12 protein-coding genes and 2 tRNA genes are annotated in these 12,363 nt (G+C 40.8%); 11 read left to right on the top strand and 3 right to left on the bottom strand.

The genetic code is table 11. The features are described 5' to 3' along the window. Positions 1 to 20 precede the first annotated feature (20 nt). Entirely contained in the window at positions 21 to 830 is an 810-nt protein-coding gene (pdxK, locus tag HPC67_RS08635) for a pyridoxine/pyridoxal/pyridoxamine kinase (RefSeq protein WP_217587190.1), read from the bottom strand. A gap of 236 nt (positions 831 to 1,066) precedes the next feature. On the opposite strand from pdxK, the gene HPC67_RS08640 reads away from it, so the two are divergent. The 5 genes from HPC67_RS08640 to HPC67_RS08660 all read left to right on the top strand — a co-directional run bounded on the left by HPC67_RS08640 (position 1,067) and on the right by HPC67_RS08660 (position 4,884). Then, positions 1,067 to 1,600, top strand: a complete 534-nt coding sequence (locus HPC67_RS08640; protein WP_217587191.1) for a GrpB family protein — start codon at positions 1,067 to 1,069, stop codon at positions 1,598 to 1,600. Between the two features lie 42 nt (positions 1,601 to 1,642). Next, positions 1,643 to 2,050, top strand: coding sequence for a secondary thiamine-phosphate synthase enzyme YjbQ (locus HPC67_RS08645; protein ID WP_217587192.1), 408 nt, complete (start codon positions 1,643 to 1,645; stop codon positions 2,048 to 2,050). Between the two features lie 167 nt (positions 2,051 to 2,217). Further along, entirely contained in the window at positions 2,218 to 2,718 is a 501-nt protein-coding gene (locus HPC67_RS08650; protein WP_217587194.1) for a hypothetical protein, read from the top strand. Between the two features lie 24 nt (positions 2,719 to 2,742). Further along, entirely contained in the window at positions 2,743 to 3,429 is a 687-nt protein-coding gene (locus HPC67_RS08655; protein WP_217587196.1) for an RluA family pseudouridine synthase, read from the top strand. Positions 3,430 to 3,501: 72 nt separating this feature from the next. Continuing rightward, positions 3,502 to 4,884, top strand: a complete 1,383-nt coding sequence (locus tag HPC67_RS08660; protein WP_217587198.1) for a M17 family metallopeptidase — start codon at positions 3,502 to 3,504, stop codon at positions 4,882 to 4,884. Positions 4,885 to 4,941: 57 nt separating this feature from the next. Here the strand turns inward: HPC67_RS08660 and HPC67_RS08665 are convergent, their stop codons facing one another. Continuing rightward, positions 4,942 to 5,148 (bottom strand): CDGSH iron-sulfur domain-containing protein, encoded by a 207-nt coding sequence (locus tag HPC67_RS08665; RefSeq protein WP_217587200.1) that lies wholly within the window; start codon positions 5,146 to 5,148, stop codon positions 4,942 to 4,944. Between the two features lie 229 nt (positions 5,149 to 5,377). On the opposite strand from HPC67_RS08665, the gene HPC67_RS08670 reads away from it, so the two are divergent. From HPC67_RS08670 to HPC67_RS08680, 3 genes are all read left to right on the top strand, one after another. Further along, a tRNA-Thr gene (locus HPC67_RS08670) sits at positions 5,378 to 5,450 on the top strand. Between the two features lie 49 nt (positions 5,451 to 5,499). Next, positions 5,500 to 5,592, top strand: a tRNA-Ser gene (locus HPC67_RS08675). A gap of 243 nt (positions 5,593 to 5,835) precedes the next feature. After that, positions 5,836 to 7,065: an NRAMP family divalent metal transporter gene (locus HPC67_RS08680; protein ID WP_217587202.1), complete on the top strand. Its 1,230-nt coding sequence runs from the start codon at positions 5,836 to 5,838 to the stop codon at positions 7,063 to 7,065. 179 nt (positions 7,066 to 7,244) lie between these two features. Here the strand turns inward: HPC67_RS08680 and HPC67_RS08685 are convergent, their stop codons facing one another. After that, positions 7,245 to 8,111, bottom strand: a complete 867-nt coding sequence (locus HPC67_RS08685) for an alpha/beta hydrolase (protein ID WP_217587203.1) — start codon at positions 8,109 to 8,111, stop codon at positions 7,245 to 7,247. Positions 8,112 to 9,146: 1,035 nt separating this feature from the next. On the opposite strand from HPC67_RS08685, the gene allC reads away from it, so the two are divergent. From allC to allD, 3 genes are all read left to right on the top strand, one after another. After that, entirely contained in the window at positions 9,147 to 10,394 is a 1,248-nt protein-coding gene (allC, locus tag HPC67_RS08690) for an allantoate deiminase (RefSeq protein ID WP_217587204.1), read from the top strand. A 19-nt stretch (positions 10,395 to 10,413) separates the two neighbouring features. After that, positions 10,414 to 11,178 (top strand): (S)-ureidoglycine aminohydrolase, encoded by a 765-nt coding sequence (allE, locus tag HPC67_RS08695; RefSeq protein WP_217587205.1) that lies wholly within the window; start codon positions 10,414 to 10,416, stop codon positions 11,176 to 11,178. Between the two features lie 109 nt (positions 11,179 to 11,287). Next, entirely contained in the window at positions 11,288 to 12,337 is a 1,050-nt protein-coding gene (gene allD, locus HPC67_RS08700; RefSeq protein ID WP_217587206.1) for an ureidoglycolate dehydrogenase, read from the top strand. Positions 12,338 to 12,363 lie beyond the last annotated feature (26 nt).

A 12,363-nucleotide genomic window follows, 5' to 3' on the forward strand; every position in this document is an offset into this window, starting at 1 on the left:
GATCTCCCCTTGTTAAGATATTATTTTTCGAATCGGTTGTATGCACCATGCATAACGGGACCAACGTATCTGTTTAGCTTCCAGCCATGTTTAATCGCAGCCGTAACAAATGATTTAGCAGAAACCACTGCATCCTTTACCGACATGCCTTGTGCAAGGTTAGCCGTAATGGCGGCAGCAAATGTACAACCTGCTCCGTGATTGTATGTTGTGTCAATCTTATCTTGTTCAATTAGCTCGAATGTCGTACCATCATAGAACAGATCGATTGCTTTATCATGATCCAGCCCTTTTCCGCCTTTGATGACAACGTTTTTAGCGCCTAATTCATGAATTATACCAGCAGCCTCTTTCATGCCGTCAATGGTTTTAACGCGGCCAATACCAGCTAGTTGCCCCGCTTCAAATAGATTTGGAGTCGTAATCATCGCTCTTGGCAAAAGTAAGTCGCGCATCGCTTCCGTATTTTCCGGCTGAAGCACTTCATCTTCACCTTTACATACCATGACAGGATCAAGAACGAATTTCTCTAACTGATAGTCATCTATTTTTTTAGCGCCAAGCTCAATAATGTCAACAGAACCGAGCATTCCTGTTTTCATCGCATCTACTTCAACAGACAAAATTGTATCGAGCTGTTTTTCTACGATATGAACATCGATTGGAAATACGCCGTGCTTCCAGCTTTGCTCTGGATCCATCGTGACAATAGATGTGAGGGCGTTCATACCATAAACGCCATGTTCTTGGAATGTTTTTAAATCTGCCTGTATGCCTGCACCACCGCTGGAGTCGGACCCAGCAAGTGTGAGTGCTTTTTTCATGCTCATGATGATTCCCCCAATTATAGTTGAAATGATAGCGTACTGTTTAAGAATATACTAGATGAAGGAGGAATTAAAGAGGGATGCTTTTGTTTGTGATAGGTGTATGCTGACTATCACTTATGTGAATATTCCTATTATATTATACCACATAGCCTCTGAAATTTGCAGACTATGAATCGCTCTAGGTCTGCTTTAGGATAGGGGGAGGGCGTGTTTTATAAATGTTTTGGAGTGATGAAATGAATTTAGGTCTAAAAAAAGATGAAGTGCGACTTGTTGATCATCAACCAGATTGGCAAGGACAATTTAAGGACGTCAAAAGAGTGCTTCAAGCACAGACGCTTATGGCAGAAGAACGCATTGCACATATCGGTAGTACAGCCATTAAAGATATGCCAGCGAAGCCGATTATTGATATACTCGTAGGTGTTGATGACATTAACTATATTGAACCTGTTTTTTTTCATAACTTAAAAAAAGCAGGCTTCCTACGTATAAAAGTCGAGCGGCCCAATGAAATTGTCTGTGCCAAATTTACAGATCACACATTTACGACGAAAACCCATTTTCTACATATCGTCAATTATGAAGGAGATTTGTGGCAGAATCTCATTTTCTTTCGTGATTATTTGAATGATCATGAAGATGCACGCGAGGAATATGCGGCACTTAAAAGGACCTATGCCAGCCAATCGAGTTATGGAATTATCCAGTATACCAATCAAAAGGAACCTTTTGTTAAGCGCATTTTCGCTAAAAGGCTCACCATGTAAGAGGTGCTAGGTTAATCGATAGTATGGAAGGGGGTAACAAAGATGAAAAATGGACTGTACGAGTACAACATTTCAACAGACGAGAAGCAAGCATTTATTAATATAGATGTATACGCTGAGGATGCTCTCCAAAAAAGTGGTGTAGCAGAGGGAATTATGGTGGTGTATTGTCCTCATACAACGGCTGGCATTACGATCAATGAAAATGCTGATCCAGATGTAAAAACGGATTTAAAGCTTGGTCTCGACCATACATTTCCGAATAAGCGAGACTATATTCATATGGAGGGTAACTCAGACGGTCATATGAAGTCATCTGTCATAGGTGCAAGTGAAACGGTAATCATTTCTGACGGACGTTTATTATTTGGAACGTGGCAAAGTCTTTATTTTTGTGAGTTTGATGGTCCGCGAACGCGACAGCTATGGATAAAGATTCTTGCAGGATAAAGAAGCCCCATCTGAACGATATCGCTGAGCTAAATATGTCAGTCGATGACGTGTAGCTAATGGTATCCATCATAATGATAAAAATTGGTTTGTGCTCGATACTTTCAATCATGAACATGGTGAAGTATGATGGATAATGGTCAATTTTAATAGATGGGGGTTCATACATGCCATTATTCGTTCTTTTTGGCATTCTGTTTTTGGTGTCATTTTCATTATTATTTATGTTTGTTTTGAAGAGAGAGAATACGAAAGACGGGCTATCAAGCCTAGTACATATCTGTTTTGCTTCAGCTCTTTTAGCGCTTGTGCCAACTTTCGTCATTGGATTGTTTCTGTTTGCGATATTTGGATCAACGAATCTTGTTACAATGATCTTTGCATTTGAGATCAGTACTGGTAAGCTTATAGTAATCTCAATCGCCTATCTTGTTTACTTGTTCACAATTGATAGTGTCATAGAAGGGATCGCCGAGACGTTTTTCCGAAACGATCGGATAATCTCAAAAGCAGTTATGGTCTTCGTGTTCCGGGTCATTATACTGACAGGAGTGGCATTAATGGTAGGTGTCCATTGGGAGCCGAGTGGTGCACTTGCCGTTGGAGTCGCTGGGATCGTTGGCGTGATAGAAGTGTTATTTATTCAAAGTCAACAGAAAGAAGGATAGAATCATATAGAAGGGGGAAGTGGCTTGGACATACCAATTTTGTATGAGGATAATCATGTTCTTGTTGTGGAGAAGCCTGTCAACATACCTGTGCAGGCGGATCAGACGGGTGATTCTGATATGCTCTCACTTTTGAAAGTGGATATTAAAGAACGCTATCAAAAGCCAGGTAATGTATTTTTAGGTCTTGTGCATCGTCTTGATCGTCCGGTTGGCGGTGTTATGGTGTTTGCGAAAACGTCAAAGGCGGCATCACGTCTATCCGATTCGATCAGGCGTGGGGTATTTGAACGGACATATTTAGCGGTTGTCCGCGGGAAGCCGGCTGTTCAAAAAGGTGTTTTAGAGCACACACTTTTAAAGGATCATAGAAAGAACAAGGTCCACGTCGTACCAAAGAAGACTAAAAAAGCGAAGGATGCGAGATTGATATATCATACAATTGCTCATACGGAGGGGTTGAGCCTTCTAGAAGTTCAGCTGGACACAGGCCGACCACATCAGATTAGAGTTCAGCTCTCTCATGAAGGCACACCCATTTACGGTGATCAAAAGTATGGTGCGCATATGAACAAACCAGGGCAGCAAATCGCACTTTGGGCGCATGAGCTGTCTTTTGAGCATCCAACACAAAAACATATGATCACAGTTCAATCTCATCCGCCTCACGCATATCCGTATGATTTATTGTATTCGAGAAAAATAAGTTGATGGCTAAGCAGGATTTTTTTATTCGAGAGTCGAAATACATAATGGACTAAATGATGAAGGAGATTATAACATATGGCACAACAAGCTTATATGGTCCATGTTAATGATGCACGTGTGACCTCACACAATGGATTAAAACAATTTACAGATAATCAATCTGGTGATTTTTTTAGCGTTTTTGCTGAAGATACATTACTAGTCGTCTTAAAACCAATTGAACAAAAGCAGCAATCAACAGAAAAAATCCGGATGGTAGCTGGAGAGGTGGTGCGCCAACTATCGTCTCAAAAGATTGAAAATGTGACCTTATCCGTAGAAGTGTTGAGCCACGTGTTTGATTTGATTGATCAATCTGCTGCTGTGACAGCATTTGTAGAAGGCTGGCATTTAGGGGCATATTCCTTTGCATCCTATCAATCTACGTCAAGCTCTCAAAAAACAGCATTGACAATTGAAGGCGAGGATATTGCTGAAAGTGTCGCAATAGGTGAAATTCGCGCAGCTGCAATGGCTTATTCTCGAGATTTGATGAATGATATTCCGACTTCATTAAACCCAGCTACGTTTCCGGAGCGTTTAAAAGAAACGTTCGCTGATAGTCCTGTGACTGTAACAGTGCTTGGTAAAAAAGAGATTGAAGAGCAGCAAATGAATGGTGTCTTAACCGTTAACCAGGGCAGTATTTATGATCCGGCCTTTGTTGAATTGTCTTACCAGGGTGATTCCTCAAAGCCGTTGATCGCCCTTGTTGGAAAAGGCGTTACGTTTGATACGGGTGGAATCAGTTTGAAAAGCGGGCGTAATTTGAGTGATATGCGAATGGACATGGGCGGTGCTGCAGCGGTTGCTGGCGCTATGAAGCTGTTAGCTGATTCTAATGCTCAAGTGAATGTCGTGGCACTTATTCCAATTGTTGAGAACGCGATTGATCGTAAAGCTGTCTTGCCAGGTGATGTGATTCAGTATAAGGACGGACAGACGGTACAGATTGGTAATACAGATGCAGAGGGTCGGCTTATTTTAGCCGATGGTCTTATACGCGCTGGTGAGCTTAACGCCAAGTATGTGGTCGATATTGCAACACTAACTGGTGCGATTGGTAACGCACTGGGCTCTAAAATTGCAGGGGTTTTTGGTGATGAAGCATTATCAATGACGATGAAGCATATCGGTTCAGAAAATGGCGATGCCGTTTGGCCAATGCCATTAATCGATGCGTATGATGCTTATTTGAAAAGTGATTACGCGGACTTTTGTAACATTAGTTCTAAAGGAGAGGCTGGTTCCATTACGGCTGCTTTATTCCTAAGACGATTCGTACCTGAATCGTGTCAGTGGTTACATGTTGATATGGCCGGTGTTATGGAAGGTGAAGAAGCTGGTTATTATACGAAAATGGCATCTGGCTTCGGAGCACGACTTTTAGCAGATTATGCAGTAGAGGTATCTAAATAGTTTGTTAAATCATCACAGCCTTTTTTCTGTAAGGATTAAAGGCTGTGATGGTTTGTGTTATTCTTTATCAGCTCTTGGTGTGCTTTCAAATCCGATTTTTTTATGTGTTCCGTCACAAAAAGGTTTGTTTGCAGATTCACCGCAACGACAAAGGGAGACGGCTTTTTTTGTTTCGAACGTGTCTCCATCTGCATCAACAACTTCAAATGATCCTGTTAATAATAAGGATCCATTGTCATTCACTTTTATTTTTGCTTCCGACATGATCTCACCCCCTGTATATGTTATATCATTCTTTCTTAGATTCGACAAAACATGGTGCATATATATCTTTACATCGTATGTGGGCAGGGTGTTCTCTGTTAAAGAAGTTTCCTCTTACGAACCTTGACAAAAAAAGGAACGTTTGGTTGTAGTTTTTTTCGGAAATTAGTTTATTAGGGTTGAAAAAAAGACAAAATCGTATTATGATTTTTCTTGTAGCTCATTTTGCGCTGGTGTAGCACAGTTGGTAGTGCACTTCACTCGTAATGAAGGGGTCGGGGGTTCAAATCCTCTCACCAGCATAATCGAACAAGGATTGCCTGCATAGGTGATCCTTGTTCACGTATTCATGGAGAAGTACCCAAGCTTGGCTGAAGGGGACGCACTCGAAATGCGTTAGGGCGTGTAAGCGCCGCGTGGGTTCGAATCCCACTTTCTCCGCCATGACACATATTTTACATACCAACCAAGCTCATCGCTTGGTTTTTAATGTTTTCTCAATGAAATCGTTTACATTTTTATTCGAATGCAATGTATAAATTGGTAAAATCCAAGTGCAGAAACGGAATGGGAATTGTTGCCCTGCTTCATCGAGATTTCGTGTAGCGCGCTTTTCCCAATTCACCAACCTCTTCCCTCAACACACTTAAAAGAAATGACTAAACTTGTCGGGAAAGGAATTTGCCAATGAATATATTTAAGAAGCGACAGACACTCTCAGAAGAAGCTGCCGACACGGCAAACCGTTTCAAAGTCATGATTAGCGCTGCCTTTTTAATGGCGACCTCGGCGATTGGGCCAGGGACGTTAACACAGGTAGCCGTATTTACAGAAAGTCTTTTAACAAGTTTTAGCTTCGTCATTTTGATTTCGGCATTTTTAAATGTCGGTGCCCAAATCAACATATGGCGGATTATTTCTATCGCGAAGATGCGTGGGCAAGATATCGCCAATCAGGTTATGCCTGGTCTAGGATATTTTGTTACGTTTTTGATTGTTCTTGGCGGAATTGCTTTTAATATGGGTAATTTAGCTGGTGCGGGTCTTGGTTTGAATGCGTTAACAGGTATGAACGCGAACTTAGGCTCAGCTATTACAGCTGGGATTTGTATTGTGATTTTTTTATCAAAAGAAGCTGGCATTGCAATGGACTTTGTCGTTCGTTGGCTTGGGGCGATGATGATTGTTTTAACGGCATATGTCGTCGTTGTGAGTGACCCACCAGTTGCGGATGCTGCTATTCGTACATTTATGCCTCTGGAATTAAGCTTTTATTCGATTGTCACAATTGTTGGTGGGACTGTTGGTGGCTTTATTACATTTGCTGGAGCCCACCGTCTACTGGATGCCGGAATTACTGGGCAAGATAATCTAAAGCGGGTGACGAAATCATCTATATCAGGTATCGGTGTGACGGCTATTATGCATGTCCTCTTATATTTGGCCGTCCTAGGTGTTGTGACTTCTGGGATTGCACTTGATCCGAACAATCCAACTGCTTCGGCATTTTTCCATGCAGCTGGCGATTTTGGTTATCGGTTATTCGGTCTCGTCCTATGGGCTGCGGGAATCACGTCAGCTATTGGTGCCTCTTATACAACAATTTCTTTTTTTACATCGTTTCACCCTAAACTAGAAAAACATCGAAAGCTGTGGATTATGCTGTTTCTCGTTATGACGACAAGTGTGCTCGTTACAATTGGACGACCAGTAACGTTGTTGATTTTAGCCAGTTCATTTAATGGCTTAATTTTACCGATTACGTTGTTGTCTATTTTATTAGCTGCGCATAACAAGCGTATTATTGGTGATTACAAGCATCCGATTTGGATGACTGTATTCGGTGGTATCGTTGTTATATTAACGACGTACTTTGGCATTAACACGCTCATCGAAACGATTCCGCAATTGTTTTAAAACGTTTTCTTGAAATGTTTATCATTCGGAAAGCTAGGAAACAAGAGTGGTGAAAGTGTTAGTCGTGCAGCGGTAGGTCTAGGTATGCGCGGGTGAGGAATCGGCGAGCCAGCACCAATAGTTCTTTTTTATATAAATAATGACCCCCTGTTGGAATTTTATCCGGCAGGGGGTTCGTTTTACAATTGTTTGTTAAGGAAATTGATGACGCGATCAAATGCATCTTTAACAATGGGGTCATCCATATGTTCATCAAAGGTATGCTTTCCGTTAGGGATCGTTATAAGCTCGTTGAAAACCCCCGCTTGATCGAGTGCTTCTTTCATTTTTAATGATTCCTCATATGGTACATCTTCGTCTACATCACCGTGTAGCAGTAACGTTGGTGGATAGGTAGCATCTACATGTAACACGGGACAAAACTGTTTTAGAGCGTCTTCGTTTGAAGTCGTTCCCATGTCTGCTACGTAATCGAGCCACTTCCCTTGCTGACGGCAGAACAGATATATGGCATAGCGACGTTGAATTGGTGATTCGGCGATTGTGTTCGGTTGAATCAGCTGCTTTGCCAAAACTTCTGGTACATTGGTCATTGTTAAAAAATGTGCGCTTGGTTGCAAGTACCAATCCCCGAGTATATCTCCATATCCGTAAAAAGATACAATTGCTTTCGGTTTAACTGGAAATGTCCCTGTCATGAGCGCGAGGTAAGCCCCAGCAGAGCTGCCGATCACGGCTACTTTTTCAGTGTTGAAGTTCATGTGCTTGTGCCCTTCATCATAAACCCACTTTACGGCATCACGAATATCGTCAATGATGTTAGGAAGCTTGGTCTCAGGAGCGAGTCGATACGCGATGGACAAGATGTTATAGCCTGCTTGATTATACAGTGCCACCTGTTCTTTGTTAATATCTTCACGTGTACCCCAGACGAGGCCACCACCGTGAATGTAAATAATCAATGGTGCATTTGGTTGATCGACAGGATATAATTCCGCTTTAATGCTACATTGGTCAACTTCTTTATACACAAATGTTGTATTCATGTCTCATGTTCCTCCATCTTAGATGCTTAAATTGATGATGTAGGCATAATAACGCAAAAACAGGGAAAAAGACAAATGACATGTCTTTATTTGCTTTGAGACTTATTTTATAGTCTTTCTAAAAAACATATAGAGTATAGCGTTAAGTAGAAGGTTGAGTTTCGCTTTTTCGAGTGTGAACGTTCCGTAAGATTTCGGGGAAATCAACTTCACGTAGACACCCGATAAGCTCAACTAGACATTTGCTGGAGAAGATCACTCCATCAAATGAGTTTCGCTTTTCCGAGTGTGAACGTTCAGTAAGATTTCCACGTTTAGAGAAGTGGTTAAGCTGAGTATGATTAGTCGAAATCGACTTCACGTAGACACTCGATAAGCTCAACTAGACATGTGCTGGAGAAGATCACTCCAACAAATGAGTTTCGCTGTTCCGAGTGTGAACGTTCCGTAAGATTTCGGGGCAATCAACTTCACGTAGACACCCGATAAGCTCAACTAGACATTTGCTGGAGCAAACCACTCCATCAAATGAGTTTCGCTTTTTCGAGTGTGAACGTTCAGTAGGATTTCCACGTTTAGAGAAGTGGTTAAGCTGAGTATGATTAGTGGAAATCAACTTCACGTAAACACCCGATAAGCTCAACTAGACATTTGCTGGCGCAAACCACTCCATCAAATGAGTTTCGCTTTTTCGAGTGTGAACGTTCAGTAGGATTTCCACGTTTAGAGAAGTGGTTAAGCTGAGTATGATTAGTGGAAATCAACTTCACGTAAACACCCGATAAGCTCAACTAGACATTTGTTGAAGTAAACCATTTCAACAAATGAGTTTCGCTTTATCTAAAATGACCATATTCTAAATAATTATTTGTTTAAAGGGGACAATTACATTCTAGGTGTTATGGGATATAATCTAAGGTGGTAAAGATGTGACGCTATATAGCGTTTATGCACAATAGACATAAAGTGTCATGGATTTATCGTTTAGGTAACTTTTTTATTGATACTTTTTAACATATAGAAAGGCGGGTTTGTATGGAAAAAGGAACGAATGCTTATTCAGGACAAGACATTCAGGCTAAGTTGGATTGGTTAGGCGAGTTTGGTAAAGATCCAAGTGGCGGTGTTTCCAGAGTGCTGTACTCGAAAGAGTGGGTTAAAGCGCAAAACGCCCTTAAAGACTTGTTTGAAGAAGCAGGATTATCAGTTGAGTATGATGAAATTGGCAACTTGTTTGGAAGACTAGAAGGATCGAAGCACAAAGACGAAACGATTTTGACAGGTTCTCACGTTGATACAGTCAAAAATGGTGGTAAGTATGACGGTCAATACGGTATTATCGCAGGATTCCTAGCCTTGAAGTATTTGAAGGAAACATATGGTGCTCCTTTGCGTAATATTGAAGTTGTTTCAATGGCTGAAGAAGAGGGTAGCCGTTTCCCATTTTCTTTCTGGGGTTCAAAGAACATTGTTGGTCACCCTAGCACAAAAGAAGTTAAAGACATGACGGACTTTGACGGTATTCCATTTGAGCAAGCAATGCATAATGCAGGGTTTGATTTCAAAGAAGATCCTAGTGATGTCAGAAAAGATTTGAAAGCGTTTGTTGAAATTCATGTTGAACAAGGCAATGTGCTTGAAAGAGAAAACAAAGCTGTTGGTATCGTACGTCATATTGCTGGTCAACGCCGTTATACGATTACCCTTGATGGTCAGGCAAATCACGCTGGAACAACACCAATGGGCTATCGTAAAGATGCAATGAATGCAGCGGCTCGCATGATCACTGCAATTAATGATATGGCATTAAAAGTGGGCGATCCGCTCGTTGCAACTGTTGGAAAGCTTATCGCTGAACCAAATACGGTAAACGTTGTACCAGGTAAAGTAACATTTACGATTGACATCCGTCATACAGAAAAAGATGCATTGTATAGCTTTACTGAAGAAGTTGAAAATATGTTACAAGATGTTGCTGAGAAAATCGGCGTCGGCATTAACATCGATCGTTGGATGGATGCCCCACCTGTACCAATGGACGCAGGTGTTGTTAATGCCATTAAAGAACAATGTGATGCTGATGGTCTTGACTATAAAATGATGCATAGTGGTGCAGGTCACGATTCACAAATCATGGCACCGGTCATTCCGACTGCAATGATTTTCGTACCAAGTAAAGACGGTATTAGCCATTCACCATATGAGTATACAAGCCCAGAAGATCTTGCTGAAGGTGTCGATGCATTAATTGCAGCCCTATACAACTTAGGCTATAAAGAATAATTTAGAGGAGTGTTCTAATATGGGATATCCAAATGATATTTTAACAAGCAGAGCAGTAGTTAAGCATGGTTTATACGCAGTTATTCCACCTGAAGGACGCGTTAACAACGTCATTCCAGGCTTTGAAAATGTAACAATGAGTATTCTATCTTCCCCTGGAATTGGTGCGAAGTTTGTTGATTACATTGCTACATTTCATAAAGATGGTAAAAACGAAAAAGGTTTTGGCGGCCAAGAAGACATCGAAACATTTGTATATGTTGTAGAAGGAAAAATGGAAGCTAAAGCTGATGACGAAACATTCGTTCTTGAGCAAGGTGGCTACTTGTATTGCCCACCATCCGTTAAAATGTACTTAAAAAATCTTCAAGACGAAGATTCAAGAGTTTTCCTTTATAAGCAAAAGCACACACCATTAGAAGGTCATAAGCCATGGGTTTATGCAGGGAACTCTAACGATATCGAAGAAGTTATTTATGATGATATGGAGAACGTTCACATTCAAGACTTACTCCCAACAGACATTGCGTTTGACATGAACTTCCATATTTTAACGTTTGATCCAGCAGCAAGTCACCCATTTGTTGAAACACATTATCAGCAGCATGGTGCATACTTACTATCTGGTGAAGGCATGTATAACTTGGATAATGAATGGATGCCTGTTAAAAAAGAAGATTATATCTTCATGGGTCCATATTGCTTACAAGCTGCATATGCAGTAGGCCGTGAAAAGCTATCATACGTTTACTCAAAAGATTGTAACCGAGACGTATCTTTATAAGCGTGTGCATAATTGCCTTTTAAACAACACTAAGCTAACACTGTTACGATTTTTCCTTTGAATATTATATTACGGGTGTCCATCACCCGAACGAAGGGTGTTAATAGATATGAGAGTAGCAAAAGAAGATTTGACAAAACTCATTCAAACAAAATTACATCGTGCCGGTCTAACGGAAGAGCATGCCGGTATTGTGGCTGACGTACTCGTATTCGCCGATGCAAAAGGTATCCATTCTCATGGTGCTATGCGGGTTGAATATTATGCAGAACGCATTGCCAAAAAAGGTATTACCCATAACCCGGAATTCCGTCTTGAAAAAACAGGCCCATGTACAGCTATTTTCCACGGTGATAACGGAAGCGGACATGTTGCAGCTAAGCTTGCAATGGATGAAGCCATTAAAATTGCTAAAGAAAATGGCGTAGCTGTTGTCGGAATGAAGAAAGTGAGTCATAGTGGAGCAATTTCTTACTTCACAGAAATGGCTGCTCAAAATGATCTTGTTGGCTTCTCTGTATGTCAGTCTGATCCTATGGTTGTTCCTTTTGGAGGCGCAGAGCCTTATTATGGAACAAACCCACTTGCATTTGCTGCACCAGGCAATGACGGAAAAATGATCAGCTTTGACATGGCAACAACTGTTCAAGCATGGGGTAAAATTTTACATGCAAGATCAAAGCATGAATCGATCCCGGATACATGGGCAGTAGATGAAAATGGCGAAGCAACAACTGATCCACATAAAGTAAGAGCCTTATTACCAATTTCTGGTCCTAAAGGCTATGGCTTAATGATGATGGTTGACGTATTATCTGGTATTTTACTCGGCTTACCATTTGGTAATAAAGTGTCATCGATGTATAATGATCTAAGCGAAGGCAGAGATCTAGGACAATTGCATATTGTTATTAACCCTGATGCGTTCTCATCAGTTCAAATGTTTAAAGATAACATTACACAAACAATGAAAGATCTTAATGGCATTAAACCAGCCAAAGGATTTGACAAAGTTCTTTATCCAGGGCAAAATTATGATGCTGTAGCAGAAGAATACGAAGAAAATGGCATTGAAATTGTCGATGACATTTATAACTATCTCGTTTCTGATGTTATTCATAATGATGCATACGATCATCAGGATGCATTTGTAGACTAATAAAAAAGTATGCATTCAATTGTTTA

This window comes from Lentibacillus saliphilus, from assembly GCF_019093865.1.
In the GTDB taxonomy this organism is placed as follows: Bacteria; Bacillota; Bacilli; order Bacillales; family Amphibacillaceae; genus Lentibacillus_B; species Lentibacillus_B saliphilus.